Below are 17,440 nucleotides of genomic sequence, written 5' to 3' on the forward strand. Positions count from 1 at the left end.
GTATGATAGCCATCGTTTAAACGCTGAAAAACAGGAAGGATTTATGGCGAAATTACTAGAATTACTGACAAGCGATGTAGAAAATTCATTGGAAAATTTGACCGCACTTTTAGCTTGCAGCAAAGAGGAATTATTCGCAGAAGTGCGCCAGATGGAGCAACAAGGACTGTATTTTGCGTTAGAAAATGATCATCTTTATTTGATCCCTGAATTACCTTTATTAAATGAAAAACGTCTAGCGGAGGCGTTGAAACCTTATCATGTGGTGGTTAAACCGGTCATTTCCTCAACCAATCAATATTTATTAGAGAATGTTGCTCACCTTCAAAAAGGTGATCTTTGCTTGGCTGAATATCAAACCGCCGGGCGTGGTCGCCGTGGGCGACAATGGATTTCGCCTTTTGCCGGGCAAATTATCATGAGTTTCTACTGGCAATTGGACCCTCGTAAACCTTTGGATGGGTTAAGTACCGTGATTGGCTTGGCGATTGTGCAAGCGCTAGTTGAATTGGATATGTACGGTTTTCAAGTAAAATGGCCGAATGACATTTTGGTTAATGAGCGAAAACTGGCCGGTATTTTGGTGGAAATCGTTAATCATCCAAACGGTAAATTAAATTTGGTTGTTGGTATCGGCATGAATGTTTTTCTTGGACAAGAAAAACAAATCGATCAACCTTGGGCAGAGTTGACGGAATTTTTTCCATATATTGATCGAGAGAAACTGATCATACAAATAGTCAATACCATTTATCGTTATTTAGCGCGTTTTGAACAGCACGGTATTGATGCGGAAATGCAACAACAATGGCTGGAATATGATGCCTATCTAGGTACTGAAGTGAATGTGATAAGCGAAAAAAGCACCATTTCAGGTATTGAACAGGGGATTAATGCACAAGGTCATTTATGTCTCATGACAGAAAATGGCATTCAATATTTTAATGCAGGTGAAGTTTCGTTGCGGAAAAAGTAAAACTTTCGAGAAAAAAATGCGTCTAATTTTATGAGTAATCGTGAAGGTATTACTTATTTAACTTATAACTCATGAGGTTACATATGAAAAAGACAGTTAAATTTTTAGGCATTGTGACACTAGTAGTGGCATTAGGTGCTTGTAGTAATTTAAGTAAAACCCAGAAAAACACGGCTATCGGTGCGGCTGTAGGCGGGGTTGCCGGTAACATGATTGGTGGCTCAACTGGAGCAACGCTAGGTGGCGCAGCATTAGGCGGCTTAATCGGAAGTCAAGTGGGTAAATAATTGAATTCACTCAGGTTTAGCAAGTAAAGTGCGGTTAGAAATAGGTAGGTTTTCGACCGCACTTTCCTATTTAGGAATAGCTAAAAAATAATCAGTTAAAAAATATTTTGCAAAAAAACGTAAAAAGGGGTTGCAAGGGAGTGATAAATGCCTATAATACGCCCCCACAACGACGCGCCGTTGTAAAGCATAAAACCGCGCGTCGTTTTTTGTTCTTTAACAATCAATCAGACAAACTGTGTGGGCACTTGAAGATTCGTTTTTATCATTAAAGATTTTAAAATTGAACTGAATAGTGCTACGAAAAACGTTTATTTATTTATAGATAGATTACTTGGCTAGCAGTATTGAGCGATTAAACTTTTTGAACTGAAGAGTTTGATCATGGCTCAGATTGAACGCTGGCGGCAGGCTTAACACATGCAAGTCGAACGGTAACAGGAGAAAGCTTGCTTTCTTGCTGACGAGTGGCGGACGGGTGAGTAATGCTTGGGAATCTGGCTTATGGAGGGGGATAACGACGGGAAACTGTCGCTAATACCGCGTAGAGTCGAGAGACGAAAGTGCGGGACCGCAAGGCCGCATGCCATAGGATGAGCCCAAGTGGGATTAGGTAGTTGGTGGGGTAATAGCCTACCAAGCCGACGATCTCTAGCTGGTCTGAGAGGATGACCAGCCACACCGGGACTGAGACACGGCCCGGACTCCTACGGGAGGCAGCAGTGGGGAATATTGCGCAATGGGGGCAACCCTGACGCAGCCATGCCGCGTGAATGAAGAAGGCCTTCGGGTTGTAAAGTTCTTTCGGTATTGAGGAAGGTTGTTGTGTTAATAGCACGACAAATTGACGTTAAATACAGAAGAAGCACCGGCTAACTCCGTGCCAGCAGCCGCGGTAATACGGAGGGTGCGAGCGTTAATCGGAATAACTGGGCGTAAAGGGCACGCAGGCGGACTTTTAAGTGAGGTGTGAAATCCCCGGGCTTAACCTGGGAATTGCATTTCAGACTGGGAGTCTAGAGTACTTTAGGGAGGGGTAGAATTCCACGTGTAGCGGTGAAATGCGTAGAGATGTGGAGGAATACCGAAGGCGAAGGCAGCCCCTTGGGAATGTACTGACGCTCATGTGCGAAAGCGTGGGGAGCAAACAGGATTAGATACCCTGGTAGTCCACGCTGTAAACGCTGTCGATTTGGGGATTGGGCTTTAAGCTTGGTGCCCGAAGCTAACGTGATAAATCGACCGCCTGGGGAGTACGGCCGCAAGGTTAAAACTCAAATGAATTGACGGGGGCCCGCACAAGCGGTGGAGCATGTGGTTTAATTCGATGCAACGCGAAGAACCTTACCTACTCTTGACATCCATGGAATCTTGTAGAGATATGAGAGTGCCTTCGGGAACCATGAGACAGGTGCTGCATGGCTGTCGTCAGCTCGTGTTGTGAAATGTTGGGTTAAGTCCCGCAACGAGCGCAACCCTTATCCTTTGTTGCCAGCGATTTGGTCGGGAACTCAAAGGAGACTGCCGGTGATAAACCGGAGGAAGGTGGGGATGACGTCAAGTCATCATGGCCCTTACGAGTAGGGCTACACACGTGCTACAATGGCGTATACAGAGGGCGACGAAGCCGCGAGGTGGAGTGAATCTCACAAAGTACGTCTAAGTCCGGATTGGAGTCTGCAACTCGACTCCATGAAGTCGGAATCGCTAGTAATCGCGAATCAGAATGTCGCGGTGAATACGTTCCCGGGCCTTGTACACACCGCCCGTCACACCATGGGAGTGGGTTGTACCAGAAGTAGATAGCTTAACCTTCGGGGGGGCGTTTACCACGGTATGATTCATGACTGGGGTGAAGTCGTAACAAGGTAACCGTAGGGGAACCTGCGGTTGGATCACCTCCTTACCAAAGATAGACTCGACTTTAAGTGTTCACACAGTTTGTTTGATGGTTGTAGACAAGGAAAGAACAACAATATCGAAGACAAAATCCTATTGGGTCTGTAGCTCAGGTGGTTAGAGCGCACCCCTGATAAGGGTGAGGTCGGTGGTTCAAGTCCACTCAGACCCACCACTTAGACTGGTGAGTTTGGTAGATTAGTTTTTATTACATTAACTAATTTTAAACATATCAAGCCACTATGTGTGAGTGAAAGCCAAGGGATGTGATTGGGGATATAGCTCAGCTGGGAGAGCGCCTGCCTTGCACGCAGGAGGTCAGCGGTTCGATCCCGCTTATCTCCACCAATATCGTCATAGTTAAGTTTATTGAAGTATATTTTTTATCATTTTATTTGATGGTATTAAATATTGTGTTGTGTTAGTTAAAATGAATTTAACTATGATGATGGTAAGTAAGTTAACTTACATTGTTTTATCTGTTCTTTAAAAATCTGGAAACAAGCTGAAAACGAGACTTTCAAGAAAGTCTGAGTGAGAGTGATTGATAAAAGGCGATTGCTCTTAATTAACTGTTATTAATCGTAGCTGAAGTGTTTGAAAGTTGTTGTTTAATATTATTTAAATAATAAGGTAAGAATACTTGAGGTTGTATGGTTAAGTGACAAAGCGTACAAGGTGGATGCCTTGGCAATCAGAGGCGAAGAAGGACGTGCTAATCTGCGAAAAGCTTGGATGAGTCGATAAGAGGCGTTTAATCCAAGATGTCCGAATGGGGAAACCCAGTGGGTGAAGAACCTACTATCATTATCTGAATCCATAGGATAATGAGGCGAACCGGGAGAACTGAAACATCTAAGTACCCCGAGGAAAAGAAATCAACCGAGATTTTGTGAGTAGCGGCGAGCGAAAGCGAAGGAGCCTGTTAGTGATAGCGGAAGTATTAGAGGAATTGGCTGGGAAGCCGAATCGTAGAGGGTGATAATCCCGTACTCGAAAATACTTTTGTGGTACTGAGCTAACGACAAGTAGGGCGGGACACGTGATATCCTGTTTGAAGATGGGGGGACCATCCTCCAAGGCTAAATACTCCTGATTGACCGATAGTGAACCAGTACTGTGAAGGAAAGGCGAAAAGAACCCCGGTGAGGGGAGTGAAATAGAACCTGAAACCTTGTACGTACAAGCAGTGGGAGCCCGAAAGGGTGACTGCGTACCTTTTGTATAATGGGTCAGCGACTTATATTTTGTAGCGAGGTTAACCGAATAGGGGAGCCGAAGGGAAACCGAGTCTTAACTGGGCGGCTAGTTGCAAGGTATAGACCCGAAACCCGGTGATCTAGCCATGGGCAGGTTGAAGGTTGGGTAACACTAACTGGAGGACCGAACCGACTAATGTTGAAAAATTAGCGGATGACTTGTGGCTGGGGGTGAAAGGCCAATCAAACCGGGAGATAGCTGGTTCTCCCCGAAATCTATTTAGGTAGAGCCTTGAGCGGACACCTTTGGGGGTAGAGCACTGTTTCGGCTAGGGGTCCATCCCGGATTACCAACCCGATGCAAACTACGAATACCAAAGAGTGATACTCAGGAGACACACGGCGGGTGCTAACGTCCGTCGTGGAGAGGGAAACAACCCAGACCGCCAGCTAAGGTCCCAAAGTCTATATTAAGTGGGAAACGAAGTGGGAAGGCTTAGACAGCTAGGATGTTGGCTTAGAAGCAGCCATCATTTAAAGAAAGCGTAATAGCTCACTAGTCGAGTCGGCCTGCGCGGAAGATGTAACGGGGCTCAAATATAGCACCGAAGCTGCGGCATCAGACGTAAGTCTGTTGGGTAGGGGAGCGTTGTGTAAGCGGATGAAGATGGTTCGAGAGGGCTGTTGGACGTATCACAAGTGCGAATGCTGACATAAGTAACGATAAAACGGGTGAAAAACCCGTTCGCCGGAAGACCAAGGGTTCCTGTCCAACGTTAATCGGGGCAGGGTGAGTCGGCCCCTAAGGCGAGGCTGAAAAGCGTAGTCGATGGGAAACGGGTTAATATTCCCGTACTTGGATAAACTGCGATGTGGGGACGGAGTAGGTTAGGTTAGCGTGCTGTTGGATATGCACGTTTAAGTTGGTAGGTGGGAAGTTTAGGCAAATCCGGACTTCCTTAACACTGAGAGATGATGACGAGGCTCTACGGAGCTGAAGTAACTGATACCACACTTCCAGGAAAAGCCACTAAGCTTCAGGTTTATCTAAACCGTACTGAAAACCGACACAGGTGGTCAGGTAGAGAATACTCAGGCGCTTGAGAGAACTCGGGTGAAGGAACTAGGCAAAATAGCACCGTAACTTCGGGAGAAGGTGCGCCGGCGTAGATTGTAGTCCCTTGCGGGCGAAGGTTGAACCGGTCGAAGATACCAGCTGGCTGCAACTGTTTATTAAAAACACAGCACTCTGCAAACACGAAAGTGGACGTATAGGGTGTGATGCCTGCCCGGTGCTGGAAGGTTAATTGATGGTGTAATCGAAAGAGAAGCTCCTGATCGAAGCCCCAGTAAACGGCGGCCGTAACTATAACGGTCCTAAGGTAGCGAAATTCCTTGTCGGGTAAGTTCCGACCTGCACGAATGGCATAATGATGGCCAGGCTGTCTCCACCCGAGACTCAGTGAAATTGAAATCGCCGTGAAGATGCGGTGTACCCGCGGCTAGACGGAAAGACCCCGTGAACCTTTACTATAGCTTGACACTGAACATTGAATTTTGATGTGTAGGATAGGTGGGAGACTTTGAAGTAGTCACGCCAGTGATTATGGAGTCGTCCTTGAAATACCACCCTTTAACGTTTGATGTTCTAACGAAGATTACGAAACGTGGTCTCGGACAGTGTCTGGTGGGTAGTTTGACTGGGGCGGTCTCCTCCCAAAGAGTAACGGAGGAGCACGAAGGTTTGCTAATCACGGTCGGACATCGTGAGGTTAGTGCAATGGTATAAGCAAGCTTAACTGCGAGACAGACAAGTCGAGCAGGTACGAAAGTAGGTCATAGTGATCCGGTGGTTCTGCATGGAAGGGCCATCGCTCAACGGATAAAAGGTACTCCGGGGATAACAGGCTGATACCGCCCAAGAGTTCATATCGACGGCGGTGTTTGGCACCTCGATGTCGGCTCATCACATCCTGGGGCTGAAGTAGGTCCCAAGGGTATGGCTGTTCGCCATTTAAAGTGGTACGCGAGCTGGGTTTAGAACGTCGTGAGACAGTTCGGTCCCTATCTGCCGTGGGCGTTGGAGAATTGATTGGGGCTGCTCCTAGTACGAGAGGACCGGAGTGGACGCATCACTGGTGTTCCAGTTGTCTCGCCAGAGGCATTGCTGGGTAGCTACATGCGGAAGAGATAAGTGCTGAAAGCATCTAAGCACGAAACTTGCCAAGAGATGAGTTCTCCCACACATTAAGTGTGTAAGGGTTGTTTAAGACTAAGACGTAGATAGGTGCGGTGTGTAAGTGTAGTGATACATTGAGCTAACGCATACTAATTGCCCGAGAGGCTTAGCCATACAACGCTCAAGTGTTTTTGGGGTTACCCTGGACATGAGCGAGTTGGAAGGATAACAGTTAAGAGAATGGACGTAGAAGAGAGAGTTGAGAGAAGGCTTGTTTTTAGATTAAGAAGACGCGAATAAGAAGAGATAGAAATCATAAAGAATATTGGCGGCGATAGTGCGGTGGGCCCACCTGACTCCATACCGAACTCAGAAGTGAAACGCCGTAATGCCGATGGTAGTGTGGGGCATCCCCATGTGAGAGTAGGTCACCGCCAAGCCTGATACGAACCCCTGATGTGAGTGCATCGGGGGTTTTTGCTTTTTACAGCATAGGAATTTAGTCGTATTAAAAAAGAATAGAAGAAAACTGACAATAAACTATAAATGGCTGAGATAAACCATAAGAAAACCGCACTGAGATTTTTATCTAAAGTGCGGTTTTTTATAACTTTTTCGGAATTTAGGATATTAAGACAACGTACTATTGTTTGAGTGTTTGGATATAGCTTGCTACATCTTGCATGTCTTGATCACTCAGCCCTTCTTTTACGTGATTGCCGCCACCATAAATTTTTCCGCTTTTGCGATCTTGAAGTGAGCTAATAATTTTTTCTTCGTTGAAGGTATTAATAATTTGGGATTGTCCCATAGCCGATTTTTCAGCTTGTTTCCCATGACAGAGCACACATGAACGGTTAAAAATTTTTTTGCCGTGTTCTAAGTTGCCTTCAGCTTGAACGGTAGAAATAGCACTGAGTGCGATAAGAGGGAGAATAGCGTAGTAAATTTTCATGATTTTCCTTAATTTATTTTCGTTGGGGTAAAGAGTTGTTTCAGCTCCTTTTCGGGTAGCAAGCCTTCAAATTTATATATCAGTTTGCCGTTTGGGTCAACCACGAAAGAGGTTGGCGTGCCGACAAGTTGATAACGTTCGGCAGTGATTTTCATTTGATCTTTAAACACCGGCAAGGTGAGTTGTCGTTTGGTGACAATCGCTTGTGTGTCGGCCTTTTCGCCGTCGATATTCATGGCGATCAGTTGTACTTGGTTTGGGTATTTTTCCGCCCATTGTTGCAAGGTTCTTAATTCCGCAATGCAAGCGCCGCAGGTTTCTGACCAGAAGTTTATGAGCATGGTTTTGCCCTGCCAGTCGCTTAAGGTGGCTTTATTGCCTTGCAGATCGAAGGCGGCAATTTCCGGTGCGGGTTGGCCGATTTGCGCGGATTCCTCCTTGCAGGAAATACTGAAAAAAACGACCGCACTTATACCGAGAAAACGAAGGAAATTAGCCTGCATTTTTTTCCTCACGCAATAATTTGCCGTGTTGCAAATAAATAATACGATTGGTGAGTTTGCCTAAGTCCGGGTTATGGGTCACCATGACGATAGTGCGCCCCTGCCGGTTTAATTCCGTGAGTAAATTTAATACCAAATTTTCATTTGTCTCATCGAGGTTGCCGGTCGGTTCGTCGGCAAAAATGACCGGTGGCTGGTTCACTAAGGCGCGCGCAATGCACACCCGTTGTTGTTCCCCGCCGGAAAGTTGGCTTGGGCGGTGATTCATCCGATGCGCCAAGCCCACTTGATCTAATACGGCTTTGGCGGCGGCTTCATCTACCACGCTGTGATAATGTTGCGCCAGCATCACGTTTTCAAGCGCAGTTAAATAAGGGATAAGGTGAAATTGTTGGAACACCAAGCCGATTTTTTCCGCGCGGAAACGTTGTCTGCCCGTTTCGTCCAGTTGTGCGGCATCCACACCGTCTAAAATCACTTTGCCTTCGGTTGCGGTATCCAAGCCGGTGAGAATATTCATTAATGTGGTTTTACCTGAACCGGAGGCACCCATGATAGAGACGAATTCACCCTCGGCAATTTGAATATTAATGTCTTCAAGTGCGGTCACTTGGCCGAATCTTTTGTATAAATGTTGTGTTTCAATGACGGGTTTAGCCATATTATTCCCCTTTCAATACGTTGGCGGTTTGAATGTCTAAAGCGCGGCGGGTCGGTACGATAACCGCGATAAACGCCACTAATAAGGATAAAGTGATGGTAATTGGGAGCACCGGCAGGCGCATATCAATATAGGCTTTGAATACGGTTAAGCCGAGCACCTGTGCTAATAGGTAGCCGATGATTAAGCCGCATACAATGGCGCAAAGGGCGATAATCAAGGTTTCTGCGCCGATTTGTTTAATGATGTCTCGACTTTTCGCGCCAAGGGCTTTTTGTAACGCAAACTCTTTCGCTCGTTCGCCCACAATGGCGATTAAGGTGGTGTTCACGCAAAGGGTGGCTAAAATCAAAATCACTACAGAAATCAAGCCCATCAAGCCTTTGATTTTATCTAAAATTTGCCCTTCGGAGGCGGAGACTTTGCGGATCGGGTGAATGTCTAAATCGGGATACTGTTGTTGCAACTGTTGGGCGAATTGATCCACTTGGCCTTGATCGTTTTTGACGTTTAACAATACGTTGGTCGCCAAGTTTTCTTTTTCTAACCAGTTTTGTGCAAAATCGAGGCTCACGATCAACATATTGTCGGTAGCATCGCCTGCTTCTACGATAGCTTTAATATTGAACTGGTGTTTATCCACGGAATTGAGGCTTAACGTGAGTTTATCGCCTACGTTTAAATTGAGCCGTTCCGCGAGAGTTTTACCGATCATAGCGTTGCGTTCGTCGAAGTTTACCCCGATAGGATTGCCTGTGATTTGCCAATAAGGCGCAAGGGTTTTCATGTCTTCAAACCACACGCCCATTATCACGATTTTTTCTAAATCACTACGTGTCACGCCATATAAATAGGGGCTTGCAGCCGTGATTAAGCCTTTCGGTGCTTGGTCAAGAATCTGTTGCACTTGATCCACTTTGATTAAATTGCCGTTGCTTGGGCCAATATAAAAATTGGCGCCGAAGGTACGCAGTTCTTGGCTCATTTTAGTGTTGATGTCGAAGTACACTGCCGCCATTGCCGTCACAATGCTTGCGCCTACCGTGAGTGCGGCAAAAATGATGAATACCCGCTGCAAGCGCAGACGCAAGGCGCGTAACACCAAGCGCCAAAACATATTGATAGGTTTATTGTCTGCCATAAAGTACCTCAATAGGATAAAGACGGGCAATACGGTGTGCCGGGAACCAAGCGCCGATCACGGCGATCAAGACGGAAAGTACCAGTACGCAAGGGATAACGATCCAGGCGAAACTGAGCGGTGCGCCAAATAACGTGGCACCGATAAAACGTGCTAAGCCCCAACCGGCAATGCAACCTAAGATACCACCGATTAAGCCGCTGATGATGGCTTCGCAATAAAACAGCAAGACGATTTGCCATTGATAGGCGCCGAGCGCTTTCATTAAGCCAATTTCTTTACTACGTTCGATAATGGTTGTAGTCATTAATGAAGCTATGCCCATGGCGGCAGCACTCAGTGCGGCAAGGGTGACGACAGCGAGTAATAATTGAATTTTTTCAATGACGACGCCTTCGGAAGCCGCGACTTGCCAAATAGGGCGAACAATTGCGCCGGAAATCGCTTCTTCCAATTGATGGGAAATAGAGGAAACGTAGGCCGTGCAATACCAACGGTCATATTCCTCTGCGGCCAAGCCGTCCACGTTGGCGCGGGCTTTGCGGGATAAATCATTTTCCGGCACTGTTAGCGCGGAGACTTTAATCGCCTGTACCTTGCCTTCTAATCCAAGTAAATTTTGCACCGCACTTAACGGCAAAATCAGTTGTTGTTCTTCTGTGCCACCGGTTTTAACAATACCTTTCACGATGGTGGTCATGTGTTGTGGTGACGAGTTTTCTTCCGCTTGATAACTTAAGGTAATCACATCGCCGATTTTCCATTGCTGTTGTTTGGCAAGCTGGGCACCGAGTAGGGCAGGAATTTGTTCACCGAAATCATCCGTAGCATCATCCACCCATTCGCCTTCTACTTGCCAGTAAGGACTGATGATTTTTTGCCCGGTGTGGTAATCCTCTTCATCCGGCACAGGAATATTATGATCAAAAAACGTCCCGAGGATGCTCACATCGTTTTCTGCGCCGTTAGCCACGCTGGCTTTCACCTGCGTGCTGAGTAAGGGGGCAAACCCCACAATGTTGTTGCGCCAGAAAATGTCTTTTACATTCGGCAGTTCTTTTTCATCTAAAAAATCTTGCGTAGCGAGGGAGCTACGACCGCTGACATCATCCGGCAAAACGGCACTGCTAGCCGGTTCCACCAAAATATTGGCTCCGTAAGATTTCAACTCTTTTGCCATTTTGTCGCCAATGTCGATGGACACGGCGAGCAAGGCGGAAATCAAACCGGCAGCGAGGAAAATGGTGACAATGGCAAGAAACTTACGCTTTAAACCATAACGCCAAGATTGAAATAACATTCGCGCTAACATGATTATTTTTCCTCCTTGGCGGTTGTGGCTTCATCGGCTTGGTTTAAATAGGCCTCAGGATTATCACGGAACAGTTCTAAGTTCTTTTCATCAGTAAAGAAATAGGTTTTGCCTTCATGGTTGTATTTGTGTTCCGTTTTCGTGTTGGTCAATTTCTTACCATTTACGGGATCCACCACTTCAATTTCAATGATCGTACTGAAATAGTTCAAGCCTTCTTCCAAGTTTTTCTTGTTGATGACCACTTCCGTATCCGTTTGTTTCCAATCATCAATCGGCACCGGGTTACAACCGCCCGGTTTGCCGATGGAAGGGGTAAACATACGTACGCCGCAACCTACGCATACCACTTGATTGCCTTCCATTACATAACCTTGGTCGCCACATAAAATGCAGGCATCGAATACGGCAGCAAGACTGAGTTTGTCGGGCAGACGATTAATAATGAAGAAACGTACCGCTTTGCCATCGTCGGCAACCCAAAGAAAACGGTGTAATTTGCCATCTTTTACTTGTTCGATTGGAATGTGTACGTTGTTTTCCGCGTCTAACGTGACTCTTTGGGCTTCGGAAAGTTGTGGTGGCTGGGATGCGATTCTGTCCCAATAAAGTTGGGAAAGAAGGATGATAGCGATTGCGGCTAAACCGTAACCGATAATTTTGCCGGAGGTCCGTTTGGCGGCAATCGCTTTGCGTTTTTCAATGGGGGCTTGTTCTTGCTTAACTTGGCGAAGACGGGGTAAGTGTGTTTTAAACGCAAATAGGATCACAATAAACGCCAATACAGTCGCATTAATATAATTTAAATAGACAGAAATATTGCCTGATTTTGCCGCAAAACTTAACCGCACTTTTGTAAGTTCGAGCACTTGGAGTTTCATTAAAATCAACAAAACATCGCCAAATAACGGGGTTATCAATAACAGCGTGAAAAGGGAGGTTAAGAAAACAGAAAGTGCGGTCGTTTTTCCGGACGTTTTTTGTTGTTGAAATAAAATAAATAGCCAACCGGCGACAATAATGCAGAAAATAACGCCCAAAATGATCGCGCTGAATTGAAGTAAAAAGTCGGTGTTAATGACGTCTGTGCCGGTGATAGCCGCAATATTGGGATCTTTTGCCCATAAGTGTCCGGCAAGCATAGACAACATGATATGCCAAAGGGTATTGAGTTTTTGCCAATGGATAAATTGGCTGAAATAAGCAAACAATAAAATACACAATGCAATAATGGTAGCAGCGAGTTTTGCACTTTGTGTTGCAGGTAAATTCAGCGAGATGAGGCTACCGATAAAAAATCCGAAAAGAGAAAGCCAAATGAGTTTTTTCGCATCGGCGTTCGGGTAATGCGCCCAACTGCAACTGAGCAAAATAGAAATAGGGAGTAGGGTTTGAATGAGGAAAACAAAAAAATAGTTCATAGCTTACTCCGAAAGGGTGAATGAATCATATCGCTTATTTTTGATCAGAGATTATGCTCTAGCATAAAAAAACACCTTGAGTGATTTCAAGGTGTTTTTATTGTTATTTTTAGTTAACACCTGAAAGGCTTATTTCAAACCGGTGAATTTGAATTCATAGTTAACATCAAACGGTTTCCACCAACGGCCAACACCGGTTTCTTCGTCAGTGTGACGGTGCATACCGGCTTTTGGTGGCGGGTCAATGTGATAGGTTAATTTATAGTTACCCACGCCCATCATTTTGATGTTTGCACCATAGTGAGGACCGTCGCTGGCCACCATCGGCATGAAGGTGCCTTCTTGTTTTTCACCGGTGTCGCTGTTGACCAAGGTATATTGAATGGTTAAGTAAGGCATCCATTCGCCTTCACCGAAACCGTTTTTGTTGCCTTTGGTGGCGTGAATATCCGCTTCTAAGTGAATATCGGATTTCGCTGCCGGCAAGCCCATGCCACGTGGTTCCATGTCAACCGGTTGTAAATACACGGCGGCAATTTCCATTTCGTTCATAGTCACCGGTTCACCGACAGGAAACTCTTTGAAGCCTAAGGCTGCCGGTGCGGTGATCATGCCTGCTAAAAGTGCGGTGGCGATTAATGTTTTTTTCATACTTAGTTTCTCCTTAACTGAATAAGTATAGCTTGTGCGACATTAAGCAGATTTTCTGCTTTGGTACTTCATATAAATGAATGCAAAAACAGCAGCCACCAACAAGACAGCCTGCGGAACCAATGTTTCTACATAAGGATAAATACCCAACCATGAGATTTCCGTGATACCGGAAACCAAGGTTGGTTCAAATAATTTGCCTTCGATAAGTTCCAGTACGCTTTTACCGGCAAACACAAAGGCCATTAAATACATGAATGAACCGGTGAACATAAAGAACGGTTTAAGCGGTAGTTTCACCACGGTGTAGCGCATGAGAACATAACACACGGCGAGAATTATTACGCCAAGGAAAAAACCGCCGAAAAGATAGAAATAATCCACCGCACTTTGTGCATCGCCAACGAGGGCATAGTAGAACAACACGGTTTCTGCGCCTTCACGATACACGGCAAGGAAACTGGTCAGCCACAAACCCACGAGCGAGCCGGTGGTGAGCGCGGTAGAGAGTTTGCCTTCCAAATAGCGTTTCCAGTTTTGCGCTTCCACTTTCGACAGCAACCAGTAACTCATCATGAACAACATCACCACCGCAATCATCATTGTGAAGCCTTCCAACAATTCTCGGCTGGCACCGGAATTAGAGAAAATAAGTTGGAAAATCACAGCGGTAATGAGGCTACCGAGTAATGCCACATAGACGGATTGACGAATGACAGGTAGTTTGTCCTGATGGTTATTTTTTACTAAATATGCCACGATGGCAGCAACGATTAATAGCGCCTCCAAGCCTTCACGCAAGATGATTAATAAGCTGTATAAGAACATACTCCATGCAGTTTGTTCTCCGCCCTGTAACATTTCTACAGCCTTGCTCAAATCTTGGCTTAATCCTTGCGCTTGTTCTTGCAACTTTTCTTTCTCTGCGCCGGCTTTCATTAAGCTCACCAAACGGGTGAAATAGCCTTCTAATTGGGTTTTGAAATTGCTGTCGCGGGAACCCACTTTGTTTTCCATGCCAGTGCTTTCAAAAATGTCAAAGTAGGTATCTTGCACGGCCAACATGGCTTTTTTGGCTTCGCCTTGCTCGTACAAGCTGATGGCTTGTTGAATACCTGCATTCACTTGTGCACTAACCTGCGACCAGTCTTTGTCCTGCGTGGTATCCGCGATAGTTTGATTAGCCGGCTGTTCCACTTGTGTATCACGGGTGGTTGGTAAGTCAGGCAGTTGCTCTTCAACGTCTTGTAATAACGTCGTGATTTGATAACCAAAATTGCTGATTTGATCCGGTTGCTCGCTCAGTTTGATTAAATCATAAAACTGTTGATTAAGGTTGCCGGAAATGGCAGCGGAACGATTTTGGCGAATGGACATTTCCATTTCGGAATTTTTATACCCATCGTATTGCGCTTGTTGTACCAGTTTTTTGGCGGTTGCATAATCTTTCGCTTCATACGCCGTCATGGCTTGGGCTAATAAATCATCGATAGTTTTAAAGCTTTTTTGCCAATGCGGGGCGATAGTTTGGTTTTCATATACGCCATGTTGCGCGGAGGCGTTAAGTTGATGCCCCTCTTTTAAAGAAGGAAGCACTTCTTGCAATTCGGCTTTGAGACCGTCGATTTTAGCTTTGACTTGCTCTTGTGGCAGACCGTCACCAATCATCTTACGAATTTCGCCAAAGGTGGCTTCCATTTGATAGCTTTTTTGAGCGGAAAAGTTAATACGAATAGGGCCTTCAAGATTTTCAAATACTTCAAAATAGGCCATTTGGACTTCAGTTCGGGCGTCATCTATTTTATTTTCGGCATAAAGTGCGGTGGTTTTATCCAATCGATTTTCAATGTCTTGTACCCATTGCTGATAGTTATCTTCTGCGTGGGTAAATGCTGAAAACAGAAGCATAAAACTAAAAAGAACAGATTGAGACCAACGGGAAAAACACATGCGCATCTCCTTGATTTATTGCATTTGCCTATAGATGTGATTGAGAATTATTATCCTCTAATGAATTTTTAGTGCAAGTAAATTCTTGTTTGATCTCTGAGGTAGATCACAAAATGAGCATTTTTTATGGCGCATAAAAAAGGAAAGTTTGGCAACTTTCCTTTTTATCTCATGGAGAGGATGTTTTAGTTTTGTGCTAAATCATCAATGACAAGATAGATTTTCGCCACTGGGCCATGCACGCCAACGACTTTGATTAATTCAATATCTGCCGTAGAACTTGGGCCGGAAATGATATTAATACAAGAAGGCATACGTTCGCCTTGTTGGGCTTTGTCATGTAGGATTTTTGCCAGTTGTGCTACACGAGGGAGTATCTTGCTTTTACGTACAACGGCAATGGATTTCTCCGGCAGTAAGCTCACAGAACGACCACGTTCAGCTTGGGAAAATAGCACGATGCCGCCCGATTCGGTTAAACCGTATTCGGCGTAAACGATCCCGATATTGGCTTGTTCCGATTTGGTAATGTTGGCTTCCGCCTGTTCCGGTGACCAAATGTGGCAAGTGTATTTTTCTTGAACCGCTTGGGTAATACCGAGTTCTTCCAGACGAGGGTCGTCGTTTAACACGATATCGCCGCCACCGTATTTTTCGCAAAGCTCAAGTGCGGTCTGTTTTGCTAACGTTTCTGACGTCACAACCACATCCACCATCATCACTTTGGCAAAGTTTACAAATTCATCGCAAAGTTCTGCTTGTGTTAAATGGGTTAGGCGTTCTGTCGGGTGAGTATTCACCGGCGTTGCCATGACTTCAGGCACATTGGCACGTTGTTTACCCATTTTGGCTGCCAATTTATTGAGGAAGTTTTCTCTATTTTGTAAATCCATTAGTTTGCTCCTCTTTTGTTAAACCATTGACGGAAGCTTTCGCCTTCAGGTGTCGGTAAATCACGGGCTTTTGTCCATTCAGCCAAGGCTCCCATTTTAATTGGCGCTTTGCCGTTCTTAATGAGTTTACCCGCTAATTTGGCGCCGGTGTTTACACCGATTTTCCATAAGGTTGGATGGGAGTTGGCAAAGCCAAAACCGAAAATGGATAAGCGCTCCAAGGCTGGCGTTTTGCCTTGTTCCACCATTTTTTCACGGTGTTTTAAAATCAGTTGCGCTAACGGAATGCGTACCGGACAAACGGAGTTACAGGCGTTGCACAAGGAACAGGCATACGGCAATTCTTTGAATTCGTCATAGCCGCCAAGTAACGGAGAAATCACCGCGCCAATTGGACCCGGATAAATAGAGCCGTAACCATGACCACCGATTTGACGGTAAGCCGGGCAGGTATTTAAGCAGGCACCGCAACGAATACAACGTAAAACTTCTTGGAATTCGGAAGCCAGAATATCGGAACGACCATTATCAACAATAACTAAATGGAACTCTTCCGGACCATCGGTTTCACCGGCAAGACGAGGGCCGGTAAGCCAGGTGTTGTAACCGGTTAATCTGGCGCCCACCGCACTACGGGCAAGCATGGTAATTAACACGTCTACTTCTTGGAACGTCGGTGCCAAGCGTTCCATCCCCATTACGGCAATGTGGGTTTTAGGAAGGGTGGTGGCTAAACGTAAATTACCTTCGTTGGTCACCAAACAAACAGAGCCGGTTTCCGCCACAGCAAAGTTACAACCGCTTATGCCGATGTCTGCTTCTAAGAAATCCTGACGAATTTTTTCACGCACGAAACGGGTCATGTCTTCTGGCGTTTCTGCACCTTCATAGCCGAGTTTTTCATGTAAATCTTTACGAATTTGGTGGCGATCTTTGTGAATCGCAGGTACCACGATGTGAGACGGCTTGTCACCGGAAATTTGCAATAAATATTCACCTAAATCGGTTTCAATGACTTGCATGCCTTCTTTTTCCAACACCCCATTTAACCCGATTTCTTCGGTTACCATGGATTTGGATTTCACGATTTTCTTGGCATTTTTTTTCAGCGCGACTTGGCGAATGTATTCGGTGGCTTCTTCAGCGGTTTCGGCAAAATAAACCTTACCGCCGTTTTCCATGACTTTTTCGCTAAGTTGGTACAAATAAGCATCAAGGTTTGCTAAAACGTGGTTACGGATTTGTTTCGACAAATCACGCCATTCTTCCCAGTGGCCTAATTCATCCACCATTTTTTGACGGTTTGTGCCGATAGTTTCTTGGGCTTTTACCACCGCTTTGCGCATGATTTCATTATGGACTTCGCGATCGACGCGTGCTTTAAATGCAAGATTGCTAGTTTTTAATGACATA

At 45.5% G+C, this 17,440-nt stretch carries 11 protein-coding genes, 2 tRNA genes, 3 rRNA genes and 1 pseudogene; 7 read left to right on the forward strand and 10 right to left on the reverse strand.

Annotated elements, in window-relative coordinates:
• Positions 1-28 precede the first annotated feature (28 nt).
• The 7 genes and pseudogenes from birA to rrf all read left to right on the forward strand — a co-directional run.
• Positions 29-976, forward strand: a pseudogene (gene birA, locus AC30SH_RS03450) (bifunctional biotin--[acetyl-CoA-carboxylase] ligase/biotin operon repressor BirA); the annotation flags it as partial.
• An 83-nt stretch (positions 977-1,059) separates the two neighbouring features.
• Positions 1,060-1,263, forward strand: coding sequence for a YMGG-like glycine zipper-containing protein (locus AC30SH_RS03455; protein WP_109860065.1), 204 nt, complete (start codon positions 1,060-1,062; stop codon positions 1,261-1,263).
• Positions 1,264-1,629: 366 nt separating this feature from the next.
• Positions 1,630-3,169: ribosomal RNA gene (locus AC30SH_RS03460) — 16S ribosomal RNA — on the forward strand.
• Positions 3,170-3,260: 91 nt separating this feature from the next.
• Positions 3,261-3,337 (forward strand) — tRNA-Ile (locus AC30SH_RS03465).
• A 97-nt stretch (positions 3,338-3,434) separates the two neighbouring features.
• Positions 3,435-3,510: transfer RNA gene (locus AC30SH_RS03470), tRNA-Ala, on the forward strand.
• Between the two features lie 307 nt (positions 3,511-3,817).
• Positions 3,818-6,714, forward strand: a 23S ribosomal RNA gene (locus AC30SH_RS03475).
• A gap of 150 nt (positions 6,715-6,864) precedes the next feature.
• Positions 6,865-6,980 (forward strand): 5S ribosomal RNA (gene rrf / locus AC30SH_RS03480).
• Together the 16S, 23S and 5S rRNA genes with 2 tRNA genes alongside form the textbook arrangement of a ribosomal RNA operon.
• A gap of 203 nt (positions 6,981-7,183) precedes the next feature.
• Here rrf and AC30SH_RS03485 read toward each other — a convergent pair.
• From AC30SH_RS03485 to AC30SH_RS03530, 10 genes are all read right to left on the reverse strand, one after another.
• Positions 7,184-7,495, reverse strand: coding sequence for a c-type cytochrome (locus AC30SH_RS03485; protein WP_048749103.1), 312 nt, complete (start codon positions 7,493-7,495; stop codon positions 7,184-7,186).
• Between the two features lie 8 nt (positions 7,496-7,503).
• Complete coding sequence (locus tag AC30SH_RS03490) at positions 7,504-7,998, reverse strand: TlpA family protein disulfide reductase (protein ID WP_212509735.1); 495 nt, start codon at positions 7,996-7,998, stop codon at positions 7,504-7,506.
• Positions 7,988-8,659 carry an ABC transporter ATP-binding protein gene (locus tag AC30SH_RS03495; protein ID WP_006718561.1) on the reverse strand — a complete coding sequence of 224 codons (672 nt, stop codon included), beginning with the start codon at positions 8,657-8,659 and terminating at the stop codon, positions 7,988-7,990. Before AC30SH_RS03495 ends, AC30SH_RS03490 begins: the two co-directional genes overlap by 11 nt.
• 1 nt (position 8,660) lies before the next feature.
• Positions 8,661-9,800 (reverse strand): ABC transporter permease, encoded by a 1,140-nt coding sequence (locus tag AC30SH_RS03500; RefSeq protein WP_109433368.1) that lies wholly within the window; start codon positions 9,798-9,800, stop codon positions 8,661-8,663.
• Entirely contained in the window at positions 9,787-11,112 is a 1,326-nt protein-coding gene (locus AC30SH_RS03505) for an ABC transporter permease (protein WP_489582122.1), read from the reverse strand. The genes AC30SH_RS03500 and AC30SH_RS03505 overlap by 14 nt, the downstream gene beginning before the upstream one ends.
• Before the next feature lie 2 nt (positions 11,113-11,114).
• On the reverse strand, positions 11,115-12,533 hold the full coding sequence (locus AC30SH_RS03510; RefSeq protein ID WP_489582123.1) for a Fe-S-containing protein: 1,419 nt from the start codon (positions 12,531-12,533) through the stop codon (positions 11,115-11,117).
• 129 nt (positions 12,534-12,662) lie between these two features.
• Positions 12,663-13,184, reverse strand: a complete 522-nt coding sequence (locus AC30SH_RS03515) for an iron transporter (protein WP_006718557.1) — start codon at positions 13,182-13,184, stop codon at positions 12,663-12,665.
• Positions 13,185-13,226: 42 nt separating this feature from the next.
• The gene (locus AC30SH_RS03520) at positions 13,227-15,134 is read right to left on the reverse strand and encodes an FTR1 family iron permease (protein WP_489582124.1); all 1,908 of its coding nucleotides are present in this window, start codon (positions 15,132-15,134) and stop codon (positions 13,227-13,229) included.
• Positions 15,135-15,319: 185 nt separating this feature from the next.
• On the reverse strand, positions 15,320-16,027 hold the full coding sequence (locus AC30SH_RS03525) for a LutC/YkgG family protein (RefSeq protein WP_489582125.1): 708 nt from the start codon (positions 16,025-16,027) through the stop codon (positions 15,320-15,322).
• Complete coding sequence (locus tag AC30SH_RS03530; RefSeq protein ID WP_048749086.1) at positions 16,027-17,439, reverse strand: LutB/LldF family L-lactate oxidation iron-sulfur protein; 1,413 nt, start codon at positions 17,437-17,439, stop codon at positions 16,027-16,029. Before AC30SH_RS03530 ends, AC30SH_RS03525 begins: the two co-directional genes overlap by 1 nt.
• Position 17,440: the final 1 nt, after the last annotated feature.

The sequence above is a fragment of the Aggregatibacter sp. HK296 genome, assembly GCF_980469475.1.

Coding starts and splice junctions, on each gene's coding strand:
- AC30SH_RS03455 (WP_109860065.1), top strand. CDS start 1,060: ATGAAAAAGACAGTTAAATTTTTAGGCATTGTGACACTAGTAGTGGCA.
- AC30SH_RS03485 (WP_048749103.1), bottom strand. CDS start 7,495: ATGAAAATTTACTACGCTATTCTCCCTCTTATCGCACTCAGTGCTATT.
- AC30SH_RS03490 (WP_212509735.1), bottom strand. CDS start 7,998: ATGCAGGCTAATTTCCTTCGTTTTCTCGGTATAAGTGCGGTCGTTTTT.
- AC30SH_RS03495 (WP_006718561.1), bottom strand. CDS start 8,659: ATGGCTAAACCCGTCATTGAAACACAACATTTATACAAAAGATTCGGC.
- AC30SH_RS03500 (WP_109433368.1), bottom strand. CDS start 9,800: ATGGCAGACAATAAACCTATCAATATGTTTTGGCGCTTGGTGTTACGC.
- AC30SH_RS03505 (WP_489582122.1), bottom strand. CDS start 11,112: ATGTTAGCGCGAATGTTATTTCAATCTTGGCGTTATGGTTTAAAGCGT.
- AC30SH_RS03510 (WP_489582123.1), bottom strand. CDS start 12,533: ATGAACTATTTTTTTGTTTTCCTCATTCAAACCCTACTCCCTATTTCT.
- AC30SH_RS03515 (WP_006718557.1), bottom strand. CDS start 13,184: ATGAAAAAAACATTAATCGCCACCGCACTTTTAGCAGGCATGATCACC.
- AC30SH_RS03520 (WP_489582124.1), bottom strand. CDS start 15,134: ATGTGTTTTTCCCGTTGGTCTCAATCTGTTCTTTTTAGTTTTATGCTT.
- AC30SH_RS03525 (WP_489582125.1), bottom strand. CDS start 16,027: ATGGATTTACAAAATAGAGAAAACTTCCTCAATAAATTGGCAGCCAAA.
- AC30SH_RS03530 (WP_048749086.1), bottom strand. CDS start 17,439: ATGTCATTAAAAACTAGCAATCTTGCATTTAAAGCACGCGTCGATCGC.